Annotated in this window: 21 protein-coding genes; 10 read left to right on the forward strand and 11 right to left on the reverse strand. The window is 33.6% G+C overall.

What is annotated here, in order from left to right:
* Positions 1 to 10 precede the first annotated feature (10 nt).
* Positions 11 to 1,222, forward strand: coding sequence for a molybdopterin molybdotransferase MoeA (locus KMW28_RS07645; RefSeq protein ID WP_169663925.1), 1,212 nt, complete (start codon positions 11 to 13; stop codon positions 1,220 to 1,222).
* A 3-nt stretch (positions 1,223 to 1,225) separates the two neighbouring features.
* Positions 1,226 to 1,591 (forward strand): DUF7009 family protein, encoded by a 366-nt coding sequence (locus tag KMW28_RS07650; RefSeq protein ID WP_169663924.1) that lies wholly within the window; start codon positions 1,226 to 1,228, stop codon positions 1,589 to 1,591.
* 75 nt (positions 1,592 to 1,666) lie between these two features.
* Here KMW28_RS07650 and nadB read toward each other — a convergent pair whose 3' ends face one another.
* The 4 genes from nadB to KMW28_RS07670 all read right to left on the reverse strand — a co-directional run bounded on the left by nadB (position 1,667) and on the right by KMW28_RS07670 (position 6,559).
* Positions 1,667 to 3,244 carry an L-aspartate oxidase gene (gene nadB / locus KMW28_RS07655; protein ID WP_169663923.1) on the reverse strand — a complete coding sequence of 526 codons (1,578 nt, stop codon included), beginning with the start codon at positions 3,242 to 3,244 and terminating at the stop codon, positions 1,667 to 1,669.
* A gap of 60 nt (positions 3,245 to 3,304) precedes the next feature.
* The gene (nadA, locus tag KMW28_RS07660; RefSeq protein WP_169663922.1) at positions 3,305 to 4,297 is read right to left on the reverse strand and encodes a quinolinate synthase NadA; all 993 of its coding nucleotides are present in this window, start codon (positions 4,295 to 4,297) and stop codon (positions 3,305 to 3,307) included.
* A gap of 419 nt (positions 4,298 to 4,716) precedes the next feature.
* Complete coding sequence (locus KMW28_RS07665) at positions 4,717 to 5,655, reverse strand: tetratricopeptide repeat protein (RefSeq protein ID WP_169663921.1); 939 nt, start codon at positions 5,653 to 5,655, stop codon at positions 4,717 to 4,719.
* A 70-nt stretch (positions 5,656 to 5,725) separates the two neighbouring features.
* Positions 5,726 to 6,559 carry a mechanosensitive ion channel family protein gene (locus tag KMW28_RS07670; RefSeq protein WP_066208648.1) on the reverse strand — a complete coding sequence of 278 codons (834 nt, stop codon included), beginning with the start codon at positions 6,557 to 6,559 and terminating at the stop codon, positions 5,726 to 5,728.
* Positions 6,560 to 6,688: 129 nt separating this feature from the next.
* Here KMW28_RS07670 and lpcA point away from each other — a divergent pair, with 129 nt between their 5' ends.
* Complete coding sequence (gene lpcA, locus KMW28_RS07675; protein WP_169663920.1) at positions 6,689 to 7,273, forward strand: D-sedoheptulose 7-phosphate isomerase; 585 nt, start codon at positions 6,689 to 6,691, stop codon at positions 7,271 to 7,273.
* Positions 7,274 to 7,324: 51 nt separating this feature from the next.
* Here lpcA and KMW28_RS07680 read toward each other — a convergent pair whose 3' ends face one another.
* Positions 7,325 to 9,514, reverse strand: a complete 2,190-nt coding sequence (locus KMW28_RS07680; protein WP_169663919.1) for a tetratricopeptide repeat-containing sensor histidine kinase — start codon at positions 9,512 to 9,514, stop codon at positions 7,325 to 7,327.
* Positions 9,515 to 9,647: 133 nt separating this feature from the next.
* Positions 9,648 to 10,499 (reverse strand): hypothetical protein, encoded by an 852-nt coding sequence (locus KMW28_RS07685; protein ID WP_169663918.1) that lies wholly within the window; start codon positions 10,497 to 10,499, stop codon positions 9,648 to 9,650.
* A 169-nt stretch (positions 10,500 to 10,668) separates the two neighbouring features.
* Here KMW28_RS07685 and cysC point away from each other — a divergent pair, with 169 nt between their 5' ends.
* The 3 genes from cysC to KMW28_RS07700 are packed head-to-tail and all read left to right on the forward strand — an operon-like array spanning position 10,669 to position 13,512.
* On the forward strand, positions 10,669 to 11,283 hold the full coding sequence (cysC, locus tag KMW28_RS07690; protein WP_183363912.1) for an adenylyl-sulfate kinase: 615 nt from the start codon (positions 10,669 to 10,671) through the stop codon (positions 11,281 to 11,283).
* A gap of 2 nt (positions 11,284 to 11,285) precedes the next feature.
* Positions 11,286 to 12,191: a sulfate adenylyltransferase subunit CysD gene (gene cysD / locus KMW28_RS07695; RefSeq protein WP_169667308.1), complete on the forward strand. Its 906-nt coding sequence runs from the start codon at positions 11,286 to 11,288 to the stop codon at positions 12,189 to 12,191.
* 19 nt (positions 12,192 to 12,210) lie between these two features.
* A complete protein-coding gene (locus KMW28_RS07700) occupies positions 12,211 to 13,512 on the forward strand; it encodes a sulfate adenylyltransferase subunit 1 (RefSeq protein ID WP_244994505.1) in 1,302 nt (433 codons plus the stop codon).
* A 186-nt stretch (positions 13,513 to 13,698) separates the two neighbouring features.
* Here KMW28_RS07700 and KMW28_RS07705 read toward each other — a convergent pair whose 3' ends face one another.
* A complete protein-coding gene (locus KMW28_RS07705; RefSeq protein ID WP_169664709.1) occupies positions 13,699 to 14,184 on the reverse strand; it encodes a hypothetical protein in 486 nt (161 codons plus the stop codon).
* Between the two features lie 402 nt (positions 14,185 to 14,586).
* On the opposite strand from KMW28_RS07705, the gene KMW28_RS07710 reads away from it, so the two are divergent.
* Both KMW28_RS07710 and KMW28_RS07715 read left to right on the forward strand, forming a co-directional pair.
* Positions 14,587 to 17,112, forward strand: coding sequence for a DNA gyrase/topoisomerase IV subunit A (locus KMW28_RS07710; protein WP_240972849.1), 2,526 nt, complete (start codon positions 14,587 to 14,589; stop codon positions 17,110 to 17,112).
* Between the two features lie 109 nt (positions 17,113 to 17,221).
* Entirely contained in the window at positions 17,222 to 17,629 is a 408-nt protein-coding gene (locus KMW28_RS07715; protein ID WP_169664707.1) for a (deoxy)nucleoside triphosphate pyrophosphohydrolase, read from the forward strand.
* Here KMW28_RS07715 and KMW28_RS07720 read toward each other — a convergent pair.
* Positions 17,619 to 18,125 carry a response regulator gene (locus tag KMW28_RS07720; RefSeq protein WP_169664706.1) on the reverse strand — a complete coding sequence of 169 codons (507 nt, stop codon included), beginning with the start codon at positions 18,123 to 18,125 and terminating at the stop codon, positions 17,619 to 17,621. The two genes, KMW28_RS07715 and KMW28_RS07720, sit on opposite strands and share 11 nt — an antisense overlap.
* A 120-nt stretch (positions 18,126 to 18,245) precedes the next feature.
* On the opposite strand from KMW28_RS07720, the gene KMW28_RS07725 reads away from it, so the two are divergent.
* Positions 18,246 to 19,562: a sensor histidine kinase gene (locus KMW28_RS07725; RefSeq protein ID WP_158297623.1), complete on the forward strand. Its 1,317-nt coding sequence runs from the start codon at positions 18,246 to 18,248 to the stop codon at positions 19,560 to 19,562.
* A 40-nt stretch (positions 19,563 to 19,602) separates the two neighbouring features.
* On the opposite strand, the gene KMW28_RS07730 is transcribed toward KMW28_RS07725, so the two are convergent.
* The gene (locus KMW28_RS07730; protein WP_169664704.1) at positions 19,603 to 21,147 is read right to left on the reverse strand and encodes a hydroxymethylglutaryl-CoA reductase; all 1,545 of its coding nucleotides are present in this window, start codon (positions 21,145 to 21,147) and stop codon (positions 19,603 to 19,605) included.
* Positions 21,148 to 21,375: 228 nt separating this feature from the next.
* Between KMW28_RS07730 and aroQ the strand changes: the two genes are divergently transcribed.
* Positions 21,376 to 21,795, forward strand: coding sequence for a type II 3-dehydroquinate dehydratase (gene aroQ / locus KMW28_RS07735; RefSeq protein ID WP_066208624.1), 420 nt, complete (start codon positions 21,376 to 21,378; stop codon positions 21,793 to 21,795).
* Here the strand turns inward: aroQ and KMW28_RS07740 are convergent.
* Together KMW28_RS07740 and KMW28_RS07745 are read right to left on the reverse strand one after the other, a co-directional pair.
* The gene (locus KMW28_RS07740) at positions 21,792 to 23,759 is read right to left on the reverse strand and encodes an ATP-binding protein (RefSeq protein ID WP_169664703.1); all 1,968 of its coding nucleotides are present in this window, start codon (positions 23,757 to 23,759) and stop codon (positions 21,792 to 21,794) included. The two genes, aroQ and KMW28_RS07740, sit on opposite strands and share 4 nt — an antisense overlap.
* A complete protein-coding gene (locus tag KMW28_RS07745; protein WP_169664702.1) occupies positions 23,746 to 24,318 on the reverse strand; it encodes a YfiR family protein in 573 nt (190 codons plus the stop codon). The genes KMW28_RS07740 and KMW28_RS07745 overlap by 14 nt, the downstream gene beginning before the upstream one ends.

A 24,318-nucleotide genomic window follows, 5' to 3' on the forward strand; every position in this document is an offset into this window, starting at 1 on the left:
TCAAACTACAATGCAAAATCAATTGATAGAACCTGTAGAGGTGGATAAGATAATAGGTGAAGTTTCACTTAATTTAAAAATTGAAGAGGTCGATTTGGTTCATTCTTTAGGAAGAACTTTAGCGGAAGATATTTTTGCCGATAGAGATTTTCCTCCATTTCATCGTGTGGCTATGGACGGTGTAGGCATTCACTCTTCTCAATTAGGTAAAACAGATAAGATTTTTGAGGTAGAAGGTGTGCAAGCAGCAGGAAGCCCTCAATTGACTTTAGAAAATAGAGAAAACTGTCTGGAAGTGATGACGGGTTCTGTATTGCCTTTAAATGCAGAAGTAGTGATCCCTTACGAATGGACAGAAAAAGTGGAAGGAGGAGTAAAGATACTTGACTTTAAAAATGCTCAGATGATGAGTAATGTCCATCAAAAGGGATCGGATAAAGCTGAAGGAGAGGTGCTGATTAAAGCAGGAAAAGAAATATCTTCTTCAGAAATTGGTATTCTTGCAACAGTAGGGAAGTCAAAAGTAAAAGTATTTGTTCGTCCTAAAATTGCGGTCATTGCTACAGGCGATGAATTAGTGGGAGTGGATGATACACCGAATGATTATCAGATAAGAATGTCGAATTGTTATTCTCTAAAAGCAACGTTGTCAGAGAATGGATTTGATTCAGAAATTTTTCATCTTACTGATGATAAAGAAGAGTTATTGATCAAGATCAAAAATATCAAAGAACAATTTGATGTATTAGTGTTTAGTGGAGGAGTATCAAAAGGTAAATTTGATTTTCTACCAGAAGTGTTTGAATCATTAGGTATTAAAAAACAGTTTCATGGAGTGAAACAAAGACCTGGAAAGCCCTTCTGGTTTGGAAAGTCGGATAAGCAGGTGGTGTTTGCTTTACCTGGTAATCCAGTTTCTACCTATTTATGTTCTAATAGATATATGATTCCTTGGTTAAATTCACAATTAAAAAAAGAAAAGTACTTGCCATCTAAGGCAATTCTAGATAAAGATTTTAAATTTAATAAACCATTGACATTCTTCTTACAAGTGGAGACTTTTTATAAGGAAGATGGTTTACTTTATGCGAATCCTATTTCAGGTGGAGGTTCTGGCGATTTGGCGAAATTATCTGCAGCAAATGCTTTTATCGAGCTAAATGCAGAAGTAAATGAGTATAAAAAGGGACAACAATATACCGTATGGTTTTATAAAAAATAGATTATGAAATTAAGATTATTAGATAACAGTATCCGTCTTCGTCTAAACAAAGAGGATATTGACGAGCTATATAGAGAAGGTGAGGTTTATACGACTTCCCAACTAGGTGCAACCTCTTTTGTTTATGGAGTAAAATCTATTGAAAGAGGAGAGATGTCTGCAGAAATGCAAGGGAATAAACTTCAGTTTTTACTAACTGTTGATCAGATCAAAGAATGGGTGGACACTTCTACAGTTGGTTTTTCATCTGTTCAAGAAAATGCTGATGGATCTTCTCTTAAATTATTGATCGAAAAAGACTTTAAATGTCTGACAGATAGAGATGAGGATGAAAGTAAGAACTTTGAGAATCCAAATTCTACTTGTTAGTATTATTTAGATATAAATAAAAGAGGCTGTTTTCATAAAGTTGAAAACAGCCTCTTTTAGTATTTTAGGATTTAATTATTCAAAATCAATAGAATAATGTAAACCAATATTTTGATGTCTTTCCTTTGCTCCGCTAATGACCAAGTAACAGATTGTAATCATGTTTCTTAGCTCACAAAGAGGTTGAGAAATCTCTGTTCTTTTGTACAGTTCTTCTGTCTCTTCGTAAATTAAGGCAGTACGCTTGAAAGCACGACGTAAACGTTCGTTGGATCTAACAATACCCACATAATTCGACATTACTCTTTGAAGATCACTTCTAGATTGGTTAATCAAAACCATTTCTTCAGGAACAGTTGTACCGTCTTTGTTCCAATCTGGTATCTGTTCCATCCACTGTGTTAGTTCTACAAGTTGTGTTGCAGTAACAAAAGCTTCATGTGCATATACAGCGGCTTCTAATAACGAATTTGAAGCTAAACGATTAGCACCATGTAAACCTGTACAAGTACATTCTCCACAGGCCAACAAGTTATTAATAGAAGTCTCCGCTTTAGTATTTACCACAATTCCTCCACATAAATAATGAGAGGCAGGGGCAACCGGAATATATTCTTTGGTAATGTCTATCCCTAATTTCTGACAATGACTATAGATAGAAGGGAAATGACTTTTCAGTTCGGCTTCATCAATGACTGATGCATCTAACCAAACATGTTCTTTACCTTCCTTCTTCATTTCAGAGTCAATAGCACGAGCAACAATGTCTCTAGGAGCTAAAGATCCTCTATCATCATATCTTTTTACAAAGTCTTCCCCTTTACTATTTCTAAGAATAGCACCAGATCCGCGCATTGCTTCGGTAATTAGGAATGCATTCCCTTCATGTCCTCTTTGATATAAGGCGGTAGGGTGGAACTGAACAAACTCCATTTGTTGAACATGTCCTTTTGCCCGATAGGTCATAGCAATACCATCACCGGTAGCGACAGAAGGGTTTGTCGTTGTTTTATACACCTGACCAATACCTCCAGTAGCTAATAAAGTTACTTTGGAAAGGATAGTTTCTACTTCGCCAGTAATTTTATTTAAAGCATAAACACCATAACATTGAGTGTCCTTACGATAACGTGTAACATCTTCCCCAAGGTGGTGCTGTGTTATTAAATCGACAGCAAAGTAATCTTGAAGGATTTTTACATTATCATATTGTTTGATGGCATTAAGAAGTGCTCGCTGAATTTCTTGCCCAGTAACATCTTTGAAATGAAGTATACGGTGGTCACTGTGTCCACCTTCCTTAGCAAGGTTATATTCTCCATTATCAGATTTATCAAACTGAGTTCCCCAATTGATCAATTCTCGAATACGTTCGGGGCCATTTTCAACAACGAGTTTTACAACTTCTTCATTGTTAATATGCGATCCAGCAATAAGGGTGTCTTGGATGTGTTTTTCATAAGAGTCTCTTGCGTCAATGACCGCCGCAATTCCTCCTTGAGCATATCTTGTGTTACTTTCAAAGGGTTCATCCTTTGTAATTAAGCAAATTTGTGGGTGGTATTCCTTGTCCTGATAGTATTCACATAGTTTTAATGCGTAACTCAGACCTGCAATACCAGAACCAACTACTAGAAAATCTACTTTTGTCATTGGTTATTTTAAAAAAAATAAAATGCTGTCTTCGTTTTTAACGAAAACAGCATTATAAATCTATGATAGTTCAAACATTCTTTCTATTGAACCAATAGCTTTAACACGAATGTCTTCGTTTACCTCTACCTCAGGGTATTCATATTTCAAACAATTGTACACTTTTTCCAATGTATTCATTTTCATGAAATGACATTCAGAACATGCACAAGTATTGTCTTCTTTAGAAGGGGCAGGAATTAAGTTTTTATGAGGAACTGCTTCTCTCATTTTATGTAAAATTCCAGCTTCTGTAGCAACAATATAAGCGTCGCTATCGTCCTCTTGCACAAATTTTAGTAACGCTGCAGTTGAACCAACGAAAGAGGCTACTTTAAGAAGTGGCATTTCAGATTCTGGATGAGCAATAATTTTTGCATGAGGATTTTCCTTGTGTAAATCAAGAATCTTTTCTAAAGCAAATGCTTCATGAACGATACAAGCACCGTCCCATAGCAACATATCTCTACCTGTTTCTTTCATGATATATTTACCCAAGTTTCTATCAGGTGCAAATATGATCTTTTCGTCTTCAGGAAGTGAGTTGATGATTTTTAAAGCATTAGTAGATGTAACTGTAATGTCTGTATATGCTTTTACATCAGCAGAAGAGTTGATGTAAGTGACAACAGTATGATCTGGATATTGTTTGACAAATTCCGAAAATTCTTTTGCTGGAGCTGCTTCCGCTAATGAACAGCCAGCTTTGAAATCTGGAAGAATAACTTTTTTCTCGGGATTGATAATTTTAGCTGTCTCAGCCATGAAATGTACACCTGCAAATAAAATAATATCTGCATCGGTATCAGCTGCTTTTTGTGCTAATGCTAAACTATCTCCAACAAAGTCTGCAAGATCTTGGATCTCGGCATCTTGATAATAGTGGGCTAGAAAAACAGCGTTTTTTTCTTCTTTTAAACGTGTAATTTCTTTTTTGAGATCAATAGGGTTATTTTCTGTAACATCAATAAATCCTAGTTGATCTGCTCTATCTTTAAGCTCTTGTGTAAGCATTTTTTTATTTTATACGATTACCTAAGTTACCGCAAAGTTACACAAAAAGTGTCAATAGCTATATGCGAAATGAAATGTAAATTTCAACTAAATCTAAATTTTTGGACATTTTTTACAATGCTTGCCCTTACGCTTATACTTTTTGCAGCAGTTCTTTTTCTTACAAGGGATGTCTTCAAGAAATTGATCATCAGTGACTGATAACATTTCTAATAACCTTGAGCTTGTTGTACTGATAAATAGCGGATCTTGTTGTTGCATAAGTTTTGTTTATTTAGACTTATTCTTGATTAATGATCAAATATATAAAACTAAATTGGATTAATTCTAAATAAAGTAGCTTATGTAAGAAAAAAAGTGCAAATCATTACGTTTTTATGATTTACACTTCTTGTCTTATTTAAATAAATATTGACTATTTATTGAGTAGAACTTATCTCACAATATTTGTTCTTTAAATCAACAATCTCGTTACCATAACGTGGAATGAAACCTTTGTTTATTGATTCATCAATGGCTTCACAAGCTTTTTCATAATCTTTCATTTCAATGTAAATCAAAGCTAGATTTCTGAATGCATAGGAGTTAGTGTCGTCAACATATAAAGATTTCATTACATCTTCATACGCTCCTTTTACATCTCCAAGTTGTAGACGACTGTAGGCTCTGTTGTTTAAGCTCAATCCTAAATATTGACTATTCTCTATAACGATATTGAACTGTTCAATAGCCATTTCATGTTCACCAATTAACTGATATTTAAAACCTAAGTTTAAATAGCCGGGCATAAAAGTAGGATCAAGTTCAATTATTTTATTGAAATAGATAAATGACTCTTCTTTTCTTCCAAGTTCATCACTTACTGTTCCTAAATTATTTAATACACCTAAATCAGTACTATCTTTAGCATAGGCCTTTTGTAAATCATTATAGGCCTTATCAAATTGTCTGATGTGAGAAAAAGCAGCTGCGCGGTTGACGAGTATTTCAACATAAGCACTATCAGGGGCATATATTAAAGCTGTAGAAAAATCTCTTATTGCTTTTTGATGATGATTTGATTCAATGTGATAATTACCTCTTTGATGATATAATTTGTAATCTTTAGGGTGGAACAAAATGAGATCATTCATAATCACAATGGCTTTTTGATAATCATTGTAATAGGAATAGATTAACGATTTATCTACTTCATTTGTAATTCGATCTGTTTCATTATCAAATTCTAATTGGTTTAAAGAATCTATGTAATAATTGACTTGTTCCTCAGTCAAATCATAAAAATGTTGTTTTCCCACTTGTCCAATGGAGAAAAATGAAATAGTAAAGAAGCTGAGAGTTAATAGATAGTATTTCATGATACAAAAGTTTGTTTGAAAAAAAAGCCCTACTAAATAGTAGAGCTTCAATATAATAAATTAATATGAACTAAGCTTCAGCTTCTTGTTTCATATGTACCACTCTTTGAGGGAATGGAATTTCAATACCGTTATTATCAAGAGCAATTTTACCCGCTTCTAATGTTTCGAATAAAAATGCCCAGTAATCATCTACTTTAAGGTGTACCCTTAATTGAAGATCAACAGAACTATCGCCAAGGTTAGTCACCCAAACTACTGGAGCTTCAGGTTGCGTTAGTACTCTTTTGTCATCTTTAATGACGTCTAGAAGTACCTGTCTGGCTTTTTTGATATCAGAGTCATAAGAAATGCCAATAGGTACATCACATCTTACAAAACCTTCTCTTGTATAGTTTTTAATTACTCCTCCAGCTAATCCGCCATTAGGAATAAATACATGTCTTCTATGAGGAGTGACAATTGAGGTAGCAAAAAGTCCAATGTCTTCTACAACACCAAGGTGACCTTGTGCTTCGATCAATTCTCCTTTTTTCATTGGTTTTAAAGTTAGAAGTAACGCTCCACCAGCAATATTTGCTAAAGAACCTTGTAAAGCAAGACCAATAGCTAAACCTGCAGAACCTAACATTGCAATGAAAGATGTTGTTTCTACCCCCGCAATACCAATAGCGGCAATTAGAATAATCACCTTTAGGCCAATTTTTACCAAAGAGGTAATGAAGTCGATCAATGCGTGATTATCAGATGATTTCCTTTTTACTTGGTTAGCAACAATATGGGCAACTTTATTGGCAATCATAAATCCTACAATGAGGAATAATATTGCCATGCCAGCCTTTAGACCGTATTCAGTCAAAACGAACGTAAGTTGATCCTGTAGCTTTGAAGAGTTAAAATCCATCAGTTATTAAATTAAGATTGTGTTTGGATTGAGTTAATATTTTATAAAAATAGAAAGTTTTTTTAGTTTTTTGTAAGATCAAGCACAAATTTGTACAATTAAGATCAAAAAAAGATTCACAAAATACGTATGTCAGATTTCAAATCATTAATTGAGGGTGAGCTAAAAGAAGCTCAAACGGTGTTGGAAAAGTTTCTATCAGATGAAAATAATATTCATTCTATAGAAAAGGCTGCTGATCTTTTGGTGGATTCTTTTAAAAATGATGGAAAGGTAATCTCTTGTGGAAATGGTGGTTCACATTGTGATGCAATGCATTTTGCAGAGGAACTTACTGGTAGATACAGAGAAGACAGACCATCAATTGGTGCAATTGCCATATCTGATGCTAGTCACTTATCATGCGTAAGTAACGACTATGGATTTGAGTATGTTTTTTCAAGATACTTGCAAGGAGTTGGTAGAAAAGGAGATGTCCTCTTTGTATTGAGCACAAGTGGTAATTCTCAGAATATTGTCAATGCCATTGATGTCGCTAAAGAGAAAGGTATTAAAGTAATAGCATTAACTGGTAAAGATGGCGGTAAAATGGCAGGGCTAGCTGATGTCGAAATTAGGGTACCTCATTTTGGTTTTGCTGATAGAATACAGGAAATACACATCAAAGTGATTCACATAATTATTCAGCTAATTGAAAAGAAAATGGGCTACTAATAGCCCATTCATTTATAATATATTCTAGGAGACACCCCATGGGGTGTTTTTTTATACCTGAATTCCTTCTAATGGAAGCTGAATTGTAAATGTTGCTCCTCCTTCCTTGTTATTAAAGGCGTTTATACTTCCTTTGTGCTGTTCGACAATGTCTTTACTGATAATTAACCCTAAACCTAAGCCTTCTTTTTTTGTAGTATAAAAAGCCTCAAATAAATGGTCAAGATCTTTTATGCCACCTCCATTGTCAGATATACTAATGCCAATTCTATCGTCTTTTAATTTTTTGGTGGATATCTTAATGACCTTAGTATCATTGTCATTTTCTTTTACAACTTGATACGCATTGTCTATTACATTAATAAATACTTGTGATATTTTACCTCCTAGACAAACAACTTCAGGAAGATGATCTTCAAGTTCTACCTGAAGGTCAATACCATCATATTTATATTTTTTTGATAAAAGATTGAGTGTAGTGTTAATACTTTGATTAACATCAAGAGGCTTGGGTACTCCATGATTTGACTTCACTGCATTCTTTAGATCTTGAGAGATCTCTCGAATTCTTTTTACCCCATCATCAATTCCTTCTAAAAGAAGAATAGACTCTTCAATATCTTCTTGAAACTCTTCTTTGTTATCAATCTCTTGTTCCTTTACCATTTCTTGTACCTCCTTTAGATTGTCGCTAATAGGTACAATATTGTTGGAGATAAAGTTTAAAGGATTATTTATTTCATGAGCAACAACAGCCATCATTTGTCCAACGATTGCCATTTTTTCAGATCGAGCTAACTGTTCATGGATTTTTTTAGTTTGTACCAAATTTTCTTTGAGCTCATCATTCTTTTTAGTGAGTTGCTCATTGAGTTCTAAAACCTGAACTACTTTTTCACCAATAATAAATTTTTGATCTTGGATTTCTTTAGTTTTAACTTTTAAAGTATTACTAAACTCTTTAAATCGTTTCTTTTTCTGATTGATCAGATAAATAATAACCCCCATGAGCACTAGTGTGACAATTACGGAAATTAAAGCGTATTCTCTGTAAACAATCTTCTCTTCTGATAAAGTATTTTTCTGATTAAGGAGATTTATTTCTTCCTGCTTTTGAGCAATAGCCATATTATTCTCAATCATTTGAGCTTTTCTCAGCTTTTCCTCGTCCTGATAAAGATGTATATAATAGATGTATTTTCGTAGGGCTTCTGCTTCTTTAATAATATCACCTCTTTTATTATATGCTTTAGAGAGAACGTCTGAAAGTAATAGTGCCTCTTGAATCGCAGGTAGTTTTTCTGCAATCACTAAACCTTTGTTTGCAGCTTCAATACTTTTTGATATACTATTTTGCAACAGATAAACCTGTGCGATCTTCTCTAATATTTTAGCTTGTTTAAGTTGTTGTTTCAGCTTAAGAAAACCTTTGTATGCTTTTCCATAATGATTTAAAGCAATACCTAAACTATCTGAGCTACTATTAAAATAGGTTTCTCCAAGAGAAGCTTCACAAGTGTAAATCAAAGATTCATAATCGGCTTCAATAGCGATTTCTTTAGCTTTTAAAAACTGAAACCTTGCGTCATAAGGACTACCTGCTTGTAAATAAGCTTCTCCAATACTTTGATGAGCAGAGGCAATAAGGTCTTGTTTACCAATAGATTTACGCTGATTTAAACTGTGGTGATAGTTCTCTAAAGCCAACTCATACTTTCCTCTTGATAATTGAATATTACCAAAAACTTGATAGGCATAACCAATCAATTGAGCATCACCGGTTTTGTTTGCGATAATAATTGCTTCATTAATATTTTTAAGGGATTCATAATTATCCCCTTCGTAAAAGAATAAATTACTGATATTTATATATGAATATCCTTTTTGAATTTGGTTGTTTGAAACGTCTGCTTGTAATAATGCTTGTTTGAAGAAATCGAATGCTTTAGAATAGTGTCCTTTATTTCTACAGGCTACCCCAATGAGGTTAAGTACTTTTGCTCGATCTTTAAATTCAGAAGTGCCTTCAGTAATATTTAAAATTTTCTCACCATAATAAATTGTGGTATCTGGAGACAGATCTCTAGAGTTCCACATGATTTGAAAATATGCGTCAATTAATTCTTCTTCATCTAAATTTCCTAACTCCTTTTTGAGGCTATCAATAATGGCTTTTTGAGCGTCGGAAGTAGTGTAGATGCAGATAGTGAATAAATATAGAAGTAATAGTGCTTTTTTCATCGCTTAGCGCTTACAAAAATGCTTTTAATTAAGGTGTTTCCTTTTGGTTAAAATTGAAAATTAGAGTTTATTAAGAGTGACTTCAGGTTTTCAATTTGTGAAATATAATAACTTTTAGAGAACTTAAGGAATTTTAAACGTTAATCGAATTAAAGTTAAAAATAAATTTTGAGCTCCCTGAATTATAAAGGATTATTTCATCTTCTTTTAAATCATTGATAGTCTGATTGTAGGGGAGTAATTTTCGACTTTTTGTAGTTTGATTCCATATGAAAATAACTGAATGATTATTCACTATTTTTTTAAACCCAATTTGAGAGAAACTATCTCCAAACGACCAATCATTTTCTGTGTAAGTCATAATGTCATCTGGAGAATAATCAATCACAAATTGTTTGAGTACTTTACTAAGTCCTCCCATTATGGTGATTCCATTTTTATTACAATATCTAATCATTTCATAGGATTCATGACCAATATTAGTTTTTGTCATTTTTCTTTTCCCACTAAAAGAGGCCACACCAATTAATGCGTTATTCAAGAATAGCCCGTATTTGATTTTTGCATTCGTAATTTTCCCTGTATGATTAATAGATAAAAAGTCATCTAATTCTGGCTTTGTAATTTTAGCGACTTTCACCTTCCTTCCATAAATCACTTTTGATTTACCAAGTGATGCAGCAATTCTAGATAAACAAGCTTCTGTTCTAAATTCGAATGTATCACTCCAAAGATGTATCACTTTATTTGGGTGTAAATGTTTGCCAACTTCTATAATACTTGATGATGAAGCATGCCATTCTTTATGTACTAAATCCGGTTCAATAAGATGAATGAACAATGATTTGTCATCAATCTTAATAAATGGATAAGGGCTTATTTCGTCATAAAGCTCAATAGTGTAATTAAACTCTTGATCTTCAATAAACTGAAATAATTTTTGGAAAATGGTGATATCATACATATCCAAATTTATTAAACTCAATTGTTAATGATTGAGAAATTCACATTGTTTTGACTATTTTTTTACTGATTTATTGATGCAAATCTCAAATTTTTTTAAAAATCTTTGTATTCGAAATACGTTACTCTATATTTGCCTATTAAATATATAGGGTAATAGAATTAATTAAATTACCTCGACAAATTAAGATATGAGCGAAGCTACGAATATACATCCGATATTCAACTCTCTATTAAGTAGAGAAAAGAAAGAAGGTCTCCTAAAGCAAAACGGAGTTGTTTTATGGATGACAGGTTTATCTGGTTCTGGAAAAAGTACTCTTGCAAGAGCATTAGAGTTTGCTTTACATGATTTGGGCTATAAAACCATGTTATTAGATGGAGATAATCTTAGAACTGGTGTAAACAGTAACCTGGGTTTCTCTGAAGAAGATAGAATGGAGAATGTTCGTCGTTCGGCTGAAGTATCGAAATTATTTGCTTCGGCAGGTTTGGTGACCATCTGTTCTTTGATTAGCCCAACAGAGGAAATCAGAGCAATTGCCAGAGACATTATCGGCGAAGAAGATTTTAAACAAGTACATATTGATTGTCCTTTTGAAGTGTGTGCGGAACGTGATGTAAAAGGATTATATAAAAAGGCATTGGCAGGGGAGATCAAAAACTTTACTGGTTTGGATTCTCCTTTCGATATTCCTAAAGACCCATTTGTGCGTATCCCAACGCATGAACAATCTTTGGAGGATAGCTTAAAACAGCTTTTAGAAGCCGTATTGCCGATCATTAAATTAGACGAAAACAAATAGGTATGCAGACTCATACACTAACTCACTTAAAACAGCTGGAATCTGAGGCGATTTATATCTTCAGAGAAGTGGCGGAACAATTCGAACGTCCAGCTATGCTATTTTCTGGTGGAAAGGATTCTATCGTAATGTTACATTTGGCGAGAAAAGCATTCTGGCCAGGTAAAGTTCCTTTTCCGTTAATTCACATCGACACGGGTCATAACTTCCCAGAAGCGATCGACTACCGTGATTGGATGGTGAAAGAATACGATCTTGATTTAATCGTAGGGTCTGTTCAGGAATCTATCGATAAAGGTACTGCAGTAGAGGAAAGAGGGGTAAACCCAAGTAGAAATGGCTTGCAGGCGATTACTCTATTGGAAACTTTGGAGGAATACAACATCGATGCTGCCTTTGGTGGTGGACGTCGTGATGAAGAGAAAGCAAGAGCAAAAGAGCGTTTCTTCTCTCACCGTGACGAATTCGGTCAGTGGAATCCTAAGAACCAACGTCCAGAATTATGGACACTTTACAACGGTCATTACAACGATTATGAGCACTTCCGTATCTTCCCAATTTCCAATTGGACGGAGATGGACGTGTGGCAATATATTGCTCAGGAAAAAATTGCCTTACCTTCTATCTACTTTGCTCACAAGCGTCCGGTAGTAGAAAGAAACGGTATTTTACTGGCTGAATCTCCTTGGAACACTTTGTTGAAAGACGAGAAGTTCGAGGAGCGTTTAATTCGCTATAGAACTCTAGGCGACATGACTTGTACGGGTGCTGTGTTATCTGATGCAGATAACTTATCGGGCATCATTCAAGAAGTGGCCTCTTCTAGAGTAACAGAAAGAGGTAACCGTTCGGACGATAAACGATCGGAAGCCGCAATGGAAGAGCGTAAATTACAAGGTTATTTCTAACATTCAGACATCAAAAACAATGAGCGAAGTATTAAATCATCCAAGTATCATCAGAGAAGAATCAGCTTCAGCTGTTGATCAATCGTATTTAGATATGGACCTTCTTCGTTTCACTACAGCAGGTAGTGTAGACGATGGTAAGAGTACCTTGATTGGTCGTCTGATGTACGATACAAAAGCAATTTTCGAAGACCAATTAGAGGCGATCGAAAAATCAAGTCAGTCTAGAGGGGACGAGAATGTAAACTTGGCCTTACTAACTGATGGATTAAAAGCAGAAAGAGAGCAAGGCATCACTATTGATGTAGCTTACAGATATTTTGCAACACCAAAGCGTAAGTTTATTATTGCCGATACTCCAGGTCACATTCAGTACACACGTAACATGGTAACGGGTGCATCGACTGCAAACTTGGCAATTATTCTTGTAGATGCTAGAAACGGTGTCGTAGAGCAAACAAAACGTCACACATTCATTGCTTCATTATTGAAAATCAAGCATATTGTAGTGGCTGTAAACAAAATGGACTTGGTGGATTACTCTGAAGAGCAATTCAACAAAATCAAAGCTGATTTCTTAGCATTTTCTGAGAAAATCGGTATTGAGGATATCCGTTTTATTCCTATCTCAGCACTTAAAGGGGATAACGTAGTAGATAATTCTACACAAACTCCTTGGTACGCAAGTGGATCATTATTGGAAAACTTGGAGAAAGTAGAAATCGATCAAGACCTTGATTTGGTGAATGGTCGTTTCCCAATCCAAAGAGTAGTGAAAACTGACGATTTCAATGGTTTTGCTGGAAGAGTTGACGGTGGTATCGTTAAGGTAGGTGACGAAGTGGTTGCTTTCCCATCAAAAGAGACCGCAAAGATTAAATCTATTGAGACAATGGACGGAAGTATTGAAGAAGCATTCCCTCCAATGTCAGTAGTAATCACTTTAGATAAAGAATTGGAACTGAAGAGAGGGGACATGATCGCTAAGGCGGACAACCAACCTTCAGAAGTGGATTCAATTAATGCAACAGTTTGTTGGATGAACCAGAATGGTTTATCAGTTGGTGGTAAATATTTACTGAAGCACACAACAACAGAGGTAGAAGCCACTGTAACCGCTGTAGTGGACAAATTGGATATCAATACAATGGAGCACATCAGCACAGATTCAGGTCTTCAGATGAACGAAATTGGTGAGATTTCGATTAGTTTATCATCAGCTATTGTTTCAGATAGCTATAAGACCAACAGAGCAACAGGTAGCTTAATCTTAATTGATCAAGAGACAAATGAAACTGTTGCGGCGGGTATGATCAAATAATTTCATTCAGCTATATATTAAAAAACACAACATCTTTAACAGGATGTTGTGTTTTTTTATTTATGAAACTTTTCTGAGACGATATCCACAAGTCAATAGAAAAGCGATGGTTACAAATACAATTACCATAATTTAGTTAATAATAAAGGGGAGTTTGTTGTTAATTATTTGATTCAAGGGAGAGAATTACTCAATGACAATTTTTTCAAATTCGACGATTCCACCTACACTTACTTTTACAAAGTGTTCACCCTCTCCAAGCTTGTAGAATTTATTGATTTTACCATAGGGGTCTTGGAACTCTAAACTACCTTTAGCATCCAAAACAATAATACCAATGGTTTCATCTTTCTTGCCCTCTATAAAGAAACCATCTTTTTGTTTCTTAATGATGACATTTTTATTACTTAACTGATTGGTACTACCATGTGCGTATACAGTACATAGATAATCAGTTTCCCATTTTATTACCTTATAATAGATATCATCATTTTGGTTTGCAGGAATTTTATATTGATAAACTGCATGATCATTCGCTTGGACTGTTTCATGTTTCCAATGTATTTTATCCGATGAGGTTTGGACTTCAAATTTATAATACTCTTTTGAATGATCTGCCCAAGTAAGAATTGTTGCGTGATCTGTACGACTAACTTTTAGGTTATTTTTCATTTCTTGAGCATGTATGTTCCCAAGAAACAAAAGTGATAGTAGTATAGATAATAGGTATTTAGATGAATACATTTTTCAAATTATTTAATATATAAATTTTATACGCAGATAATTAAAAAAAGTAGTACACCTTAAAGCTTGTTAAGATTATAAAAAAATGTGCAAAATACATTTCATTTTTCGATTATTTTGATCAATAAATGTCATTATTTTGTGCAATGTTCAGATTTTGGTAATTTATTTGTAATCTAAATATCGACTTATGATCACTTTCATTTGTATGTGAGCTACAAATCTATATTTTTGTGATCTAGGCAATTTTTTTTCGACTACCAATTTTTGAGGATTAACGTGGAAAACGAGCAAAATTCAGAAAATAATAATGTCATACATATTGATGGTATGTACCAAAACTGGTTCCTTGATTACGCTTCTTATGTAATCTTGGAAAGAGCGGTGCCTAGCATTTATGATGGCTTAAAACCTGTACAAAGAAGGATTCTTCATTCAATGAAAGAGTTGGATGATGGACGTTTCAATAAAGTGGCGAACATTATTGGATCGACAATGCAGTATCACCCACATGGTGATGCGGCTATTGGCGATGCAATAGTAAACTTAGGGCAAAAAGAACTATTAATAGAAACTCAAGGTAACTGGGGTGATATAAGAACGGGAGATAGTGCAGCAGCACCTCGTTATATAGAAGCTCGATTATCCAAGTTTGCATTAGAGGTAGTTTTTAATCCAAAGACAACGGAATGGCAACTTTCTTATGATGGACGTAAGAAAGAACCTATCAACTTACCAGTGAAATTCCCATTACTTTTATCTCAAGGGGTAGAAGGTATTGCGGTTGGTTTGGCAACGAAGATTATGCCTCACAACGTAAAGGAATTGATTAAGGCATCTATTGATGTTTTAAAAGGTAAGAAGGTGCATCTATTACCTGATTTCCCTACAGGAGGATTGGCAGATTGTTCTAACTACAATAGCGGTCTGAAAGGGGGGAAGATCAGAAATAGAGCAAGAATTGAGTCGCCTGACAATAAAACATTATTGATCAAAGAGATTCCATATACTTGTACAACATCAAGTTTGATTGATTCGATCATTAAAGCGAACGATCAAGGGAAAATCAAGATCAAAAAAGTAATTGATAATACGGCTAAAGATGTAGAAATCGAGATTCAATTGGCCAATGGCCAGTCCCCTGATGTGACGATTGCTGCCCTTTATGCGTTTACAGATTGTGAAGTATCTATTTCTCCAAACGCTTGTGTCATCATTGATGATAAACCGGTATTTATTGGTGTAGAGGATATCCTTAAGAGCGATACTGATTATACTGTAAAATTACTTGAGACTGAATTAAAGATTCGTGAGGGAGAACTTCAAGAGAAAATTTTATTTAGCTCATTAGAGAAGATTTTCATCGAAAATAGAATCTATAGAGATATTGAAGAGTGTGAGACTTGGGAAGCAGTTATCGAGACGATCGATAAAGGGTTAACACCATTCAAGCCGAGCTTCTATAGAGAGATTACAGAAGACGATATTGTTCGTTTAACTGAAATCAAGATTAAGAGAATCTCTAAGTACGATACTTTCAAGGCAGATGAATTACTAAAATCACTTTTAGAAGAACTAGAAGAGGTAAGACATAACCTTGTTCACATTATCGAATATGCTATTGAATATTTCCAAAACTTATTGAAGAAGTATGGAAAAGAGCATGAGCGTTTAACTGAGTTGACTACTTTCGATACTATTTTGGCATCAAAGGTAGCTGCAAACAATGCGAAGTTGTATGTGAATAAAAAAGAAGGATTCATTGGTTTCAACCTGAAAAAAGAAGAAGGTGTTGAGGAAGTGATGGATTGTTCAGATATCGATGATATCATTGTCTTTAGAAATACTGGAGAGTATGTGATTACCAAAATCGGAGATAAGAAATTCGTAGGTAAAAACATTCTTCATGCTGAAGTTTATGTAAAAGGAGATGAGCGTAAAGTGTATAACGCTATTTACTTAGACGGAGCAACGGGTATTACCAGAGTTAAACGTTTCCAAGTACCTAGTTTTACTAGGGATAAGGAATATAACGTAACTAAAGGATCCCCTAAATCTAAAGTCACTTACTTCTCGAGCAACCCTAATGGAGAAGCAGAAGTGGTAGGAGTATCTTTATCACCTAACTGTAGTGCAAAAGTAAAATCGTTTGAATATGATTTTGCTGATCTAGAAATTAAGGGTAGAGGGTCTCAAGGAAATATCCTAACTAAGTATCCTGTTAGAAGAGTTACGTTAAAACGTGAGGGTGTTTCTACTTTACCAGCTATTGATCTTTGGTACGATGAATCTGTTGGATTATTAAACAAAGATGAAAACGGTAAATATCTTGGTAAGTTTAAAGATGAGGACAGAATTATCATTTTCTATGAAGATGGTGAATATGAACTGACCAACTTTGAAATAACTAATCGTTACGATGCTAAGAAAGTAGTATTAATCGAGAAGTTCTTACCGTATAAAGCTATATCTGCTGTTCATTACGATACGAATAACCGCCAATATTACATCAAACGTTTCCATATCGAAACATCGACGATGAACAAGCGCTTTAAGTTTATCAATGAAGCAAATGCTTCTAGATTATTGCTTGTTACTACTCAGATGTCACCGTTGGTGGAGTTAACGTATACAAATGGAAGAAAACGTGAAAAATATCAAGTGAATTTAAAAGAGTTTGTAGAAGTGAAAGGTTGGAAAGCTTTAGGTAATAGAATTCCACACGATAAAGTAACAGATGCAAAACTTTTAAGTAAAGACGATGCTGTTGATACTACAGAGTCGACTACAAAGAAAGAAGATGATTCTTCTAACGATGATCATAATGATGGACATGATTCATTACGATTATTCTAATTAGATTGAAAATTTATTTTAGAAGCCCAGGATTTAATTTCTTGGGCTTTTTCTTTTTATACAAGGTCTTTTTTGTAGATTTAAAATTACATCTACATCTCAAACTTTTATGAAAACAGAACAATTACTTCAAGTGGCGGCAGGGGTGATTTTACATCCTATGCACCCAGGGAAATTTCTTTTATCAAAACGTCCAATGGATAGACATTTAGGAGGTCTATGGGAATTCGCCGGTGGAAAAATAGAAGCTGATGAAACTCCTGAAAGGGCAATTATAAGAGAATTAAAAGAGGAATTTGATGTTGAAGTAACTGTAAATAAAAAAGTGACACATCACATTTATCATTACCCTGAAGTTTCTCTAGAGTTACATACTTTCGAAGTCGTAATTACTTCAGGCGATATCAAATTATTAGAGCACGATGAGATCTCTTGGGTGACTATAGATGATGTTGATAAATATCCAATAGCTCCGTCTAATAAAATGATTATTGATTATTTAAGGATTAAACATTAGTCAATTCACTTTCAATCTTTTGTATTGCACTTTCAAGTTTTTTTCTGTGTTCAACAGATATTGAGCAATTAGGTTTGTTTTCTTCAATTCTCATCTTCTTGATGAATTTCAGTAATTGAAGATTATTTAGATAAGGCATTAAGTGAGATTGTAATTGACTCATGTGTTCTTTTAAGATTAGTCCATTACCATCTTTCACTTTTGCATGAGGAGCCAATTCTTTATTATTTACAGTTCCAGTAATAAAAACAATAGGTATTACCATTTGATTTTCAGAGATGAAATGTAAGATTTCTAATCCATTATAACTCTTCAATTGGTAATCAGATAATATAATATCAGGTTCAACAATTTGTATAATTTTAGCAGTGTCTTCAAACTTGTAGGTGATATGTACAACAGGTGAGTTGACTATTTTTTTTGTGTGATAGGCGATCAATTCTGCATCAGCAGGGTTATCTTCAACTATGAGAATTTTTATGGATAAATCAATCATTAATAGAGTAGTTTCTGAATAAACCAATGTAGGGTTTCCTAATTTAAGAAGAATTTTATTTATTTTTTTTTATTATTTTAAATATTGAAAGATTTCTCTGGTACTATTTATACTATTGTGATGAAAAAACTTCTATCTAAGGTAATCAAGTTTGGAACAGGATTGGGCTACGATTTTGAGACAGAAAAGAAAATTCGATTAACTAACACTCTTACATTATTTTCAAGTGTATTTGCCTTTATTCAACTTTTGAATTTTGTTATTCAAGGAGTAAATATTTATGCAACTTTTTCAGTTCTCATAATGTTGCTTATCCTTATATCAATTCCTGTTTTACATAAATATGGTATGAAGTTATTACCTAGGTATATCTATTGTTTTTATTCATTATTAAATGTAGTTATACTTAGTATTACCCTTGGACCAGAAGTACAAGCACAATACTTTATTTTTGCTTATTTAGGTTTACCAATGGTTATTTTTGGATATGATATTGGAAATGCAAAAAACTACTTATCATTTTTAGGCCTTTTTGTTTTTATTTATTTGGAATGGCATTTTTTGAATTTCAGCCCACTTACACCAGTACCAGAAGATCAAGTTTTTTCTCAACGTTTAAGTAATAATATCATCACAATATTGGTTGTGATATTATTGTTTTATTTCTTAAACAAAGAGAATTTGAGATTTTTAGATCAAATTAAAAGAAATATTTTTATTGAGGAAAAGAACAAATCTTTAGAGTATTTCGCCTATTTATCACACGATCTAAAAGAACCCTTAAGATCGGTTTCTGGATTTACAGAAATCATTAAAATGGAATATCATGATGATAATAAAAAAGAATTGAATAAATATTTTGGTTATGTAGATCAAGGCATCAATAAGATGAGATCATTAATTGATGCTTTGGCTCAATTGGCAACTTCTGGTAAAACCTCAGATTTAGAATCTATTGATATTAATGATGCACTAACAGAAGTGAAGTTAATGCTAAATGAGGTTATACTCGAAAAAAATGCAGCTATTATGTATAAAAAACTACCCATAATAGTTTGCTATTCAACTGATGTGAAACAAATTTTTGCCAATTTAATTTCTAATGCAATAAAATATCAAAGACCAAAACAAAAACCTATTATATCAGTCACACATAAAGAAAACAAAGATGAATGGGTATTTTGTGTTGAAGATAATGGTATTGGAATCCGTCCTGAATATCAAGAAAGAATTTTTAAATTCTTTACTAGACTTCATTCTGAATCAGAATATGATGGATCTGGACTAGGATTGAGTTTTTGTAGGAATTTAGTTGATAGGCATTTTGGTAAAATATGGGTTGAAAGTGAAGTTGATAAAGGAAGTAAATTCTATTTTAGTATATCAAAGAGATTAAAAATTGATCAAAAAAATATCCAAGATCAAATACATTATTAATACCTGATCTTGGAAATGATATCTTTATTCAACTTAAATATTACCTATTTCTACCATACTGTTCGTGAGAACTTACCCAATCGGAAGATGAGATAGCTGAAGCCAAAGAAATCTCTCCAGCAAGCACAACAGCTGCTACAATCTCAGCAAATTTATAAGCTTTACCTTTGCCATAGCAGTCCAGTAATTCTAAGGATTCCTTTTGAGTACCAATACCTGTACCCCCACCATAGGTTGCAATAATGAGAGATGGTATTGTTATGGAAATATATAAATCTCCATCTTTTGTTAACTCAGTATATATAATTCCAGCTGATGATTCAGATACATTGGCTACATCTTGCCCTGTAGCAATAAACATGGCTGTTATGCCATTTGGAGAATGTAGACCGGTATTGTTTACTCCAGATAAAAAAGAGCCAATAGCAGCAATTCTAGAATGGTGATCCAATTGTTCTGGCTCAACTCTCATGTATTGTTGCAATACTTCTTTTTTCAAGGTGATTTCCGCTGTTACACGTTTACCTCTTGTTCTCATGATATTGATTTGAGAGGCTTTTTTGTCTGTGGCGAAATTAGATTCAAGGAAGAAGTTTTTAATACCTGGATATTGATCTAAAATCCAGCTACAAGCTGCAAAAGTTGCTCTGCCTACCATATTTTGTCCAGCGGCATCTCCCGTTTTAAAGTTGAAACGCAAAAAGGCAAATTTATTAGATAGGAAATGATCGATGTAAACCAAGTTGGCCACTGATGAGGTGGTTTCAGCTTCTTCTTTTATTTTATCAAAGTTTAATTGAATCCACTTTACAAAATCTCTAGCTCCTCTCGCATCTAAAAATTCGAATACAGGAGCACGTTGCATGGCATCATCAACTACAGATACTTTAATGCCTCCACACATATTAGCTACTTTCATCCCTCTATTATATGATGCTACTAAAGTTCCTTCAGTAGTAGCCATAGGAATCATAAATTCACCAATAGCATGTTCTCCATTTACTTTAATAGGTCCTGCAAACCCCATTGGTATTTGAGCTACACCTGTGAAATGTTCAATGTTTCCGGCCAATTCATGGGGATCAATTGAATATTTACCAATATGATTGATTGGTTTCTTTGTAAATTCTGAAACGTAAGTTTGCCTTTCCTTGATAATCTTTTCCCCAAAATCATCCATTTCATCCCTAGGCATTCTTTTTTCCACTTTGTTTGGATCTGCTACGGTGTCGTTTACAGATAATTTTAATGTTCCAAAAGGAGAGGCCTTCACACTAATTTCTAATTCATGTCTTTCTATAGGAAGTTCATCAAAATCAGTAATATTTATTTGGATTGTTTTTCGGAGAGGGAACGCTAAACGATTTTCTTTATTTATGTCTTTAGCTTTTATGTCTGATTGATCTGAGGTAGTAAGAGTGACTGTTTCAAGATTTACTTCATTACCATTAATCTTAATGTGGAGTATTTCCTTTAATTCAGCATCCTTAAGTCGGTTTTTTATTGAAAAGCTAATGCCATTATCAGTATTTATTAAACTACCTCTTGTGTAAAGTTGCTTAAGCAACATGCTTGGGATAAACATAGGAATTTGTTGTTTGATTTAATGATTATAGTCTATATTTCAATTGAGTTATTGAACATTTGCTTTACAGTAATATCAATATCAACGTGAAAAGAAAGTATATTTACAGTGCTTTTCAAAATTAAAACTATAAAGTGTTGTACAAAATAAGTATAGAATCAAGAAAGATATTTTCTTCATTACTATATTTACCTTTTCCAATACTAATTTAATCAATAATTATTCAAAATGAAGATTTTAATTTTAAACGGACCAAACTTAAATCTTTTAGGCAAAAGAGAACCAACTATTTATGGAAATAGAAGTTTTGAAGAATATTTTGAAGAATTAAAAAAGGTATTCCCAAATGTTGAATTAGAGTACAGACAATCGAATCATGAAGGAACACTAGTGGATTGGATTCATGAGGTGGGGTTTTCTTATGATGGTATTGTTTTCAATGCAGGGGCATATACACATACTTCCGTAGCTATTGCAGATGCAATTGCTGGTGTGACAACAAAAGTAATAGAAGTACATATTTCAAATGTGCATGCACGAGAAGCATTTAGACACCATAGTTACATGGCAAAAAATTGTGTTGGAACAATAGCAGGACTTGGGTTGAAAGGTTATGAATTAGGAGTGAGATATTTTACCGAGTCTTAATTAGACAGTATAAGTGTTTTTACTTTGTCTTCTAATACGTCTTTTTTGAAAGGCTTAGAGATATAATCATCCATTCCAGCTTCTTTACATCTTTCGAACTCACCTTTCAGAGCAGAAGCTGTCATGGCAATAATTGGAATAGATTTAATCGGTTCATCAAACTCCGATCGAATCTTTTTTGTTGCCGTATAACCATCCATTTCTGGCATATGCACATCCATAAGAATCAAATCAAAGTGATCTTCATCTAGTTTTTCGATAGCAATAAGCCCATTATCAGCTACTTCAGTTTTATATCCCCACTTTTTCAGTAATCTAAGCACAAGCATTTGATTGACTTCATTATCTTCTACTAAGAGTACTTTTTTAGTTGACTGATCAAATTCGATAGTGTTTTCTTCTTCAAAAGGAACCTTTTGCTCTTGACTTTCTTTGGTCGCAAGATAATTTTTAAAGGTGATGTTAAAGTAAAAAGTACTACCTAAATTGGGTTTACTCTCAACAAACATTTCTCCTCCTTGTAATTCTACTAATTGTTTAGAAATACTTAATCCTAGGCCTGTACCTCCAAATTTTCTAGTAGTCGCATTGGATGCCTGAGTAAAACTATCAAAGATTTGATCAATTTTATCTTTAGGAATACCAATACCAGAATCTTTTACAGAAAACTGCAGCTTCGACTCATTTTCACTTTGCTCTAAACATCTAACAGTGATGATTACACTCCCTTCAAAAGTGAATTTAATGGCATTAGAGAATAGATTGATAAGTATTTGTTTCAATCGAACAGGATCTCCAATAACAAATTGAGGGACTTTTTTAGAAATATCTAATAAGGCATTTAATCCTTTTTCCTCAGTCTGAATTTTATGAGTTTCAATAATGCTATTCAATAAATCAAATAAGTCGATTTTGGTGGTTTCTAGTGAAAGCTTACCTGATTCAATTTTGGATACATCTAGTATGTCATTAATTACAACCAATAAGTGGTCAGCAGAACCTTTTAATACTTTCAATAAATGTTTTTGTTCATCATCTAAAGGTGTGTCCTGTAGTAGATCAGCCATACCCATTACTCCATTTATAGGTGTTCTGATCTCGTGCGACATATTCGCTAAGAACTCTTGCTTAGCATTCGCAGAACTTTCTGCCACTTCTTTTGCATGGATTAATGACTCGTTTTGCTCTTCGATTTTCGAAAGCATATCGTTAAAAGCTGTAATCAATTGACCAATTTCGTCATGCCTTTGGTCTTGAATACGAATTGAAAAATCCTTTTTATTAGAGATGTTATGCGCGGTTTTCTCTAAATCAAGAATGGGTTTAGAGATCGTTCTTTGTAACGGTACTGATAGGAAAAATACTAGGAGTACTACCGATCCCACAATCACAATAAACATAACAAAGTAAGTGGTTAAACGGCCTTGTATACTGTCCAAGTTAGATCTAAGAAAAACAGTATTTATCCTGCCATTTTCATCAAAGGTACTTACATATATGTCCAGATGATTTTCGATTAACGAAAAATTGGTTTCATTTTGAGTGTATTTGGGGATATAATCAGCATGCGAAAGTTGCCATTCTTTATCAAGAAGAATATTCTTTTTCTGATTTATAGAATCTTTTTTTGCTAGTGAAACAGCTTTCTGATTAAAATAAGCAAATAATCGTTGTTCTTTATCAAAGATAACTCCAGTAAGGATATGTGGATTATTGATTAATAAATCTGATAAATTTTGTTGTGCGGCATTTACTTGTTGAAGTTCAACAGAGGCATCGTTATTATCACCTATAATTTTAGCTAATTGTTGGGTATCGTTTATAAACTTGGTTTTATATTGTTGGAAATCATATGTACAATACAAAATTGTTGATAACGATGAGGCAATCAAACTAACCAATAGTATTATACTGATTAATTTAATTCTTAGAGATTGTTGATATAGTTTTTTAATCTGGGTCATACGGAATAATATCACTTGCTAGATTAAGGAGTTTTACGTCTATCGTCAGTTGTGCTTTATTTGCGGAGACAATATTAAGAGTATATAAACCATTTGGAGTGAGATTAATTATGCCTCCATTTCTACAGAAGTTAGGAATATTATCACCTATGGTCAAAACAAATGAATTATTCTTTTCATAAATCTCATTTAGTAATGCTTTTATTTCTTCATTGGAAAACCCTTGAGTCATAAATACAATATGCGATCCTTTTAACTCTTTAATACTATTACCTCTTCTTATTTCCCATTGTCTGCCATTAACATATCTGTTCTTGAACATATTGTCGATCACATCTCCAAAAGGGTCATCCCCCAAAATGCCTAATACTAGTTTATTATTATCCTTAAATGCTTTTGAGGGCCAATTGACAAATTTAGCGAAAGTATTGACCATTGCCGCTTTCCTTTCATATTCATCAAATTGAGCATAGGAAGTCGCTACAGTAAAATAGGCAATACATCCAACTGCAATTAGTAGTAGTTTTCTTATCGATATGTCTTGAAAAATTGTTTTCAA

The sequence above is a fragment of the Flammeovirga yaeyamensis genome, from assembly GCF_018736045.1.
In the GTDB taxonomy this organism is placed as follows: Bacteria; Bacteroidota; Bacteroidia; order Cytophagales; family Flammeovirgaceae; genus Flammeovirga; species Flammeovirga yaeyamensis.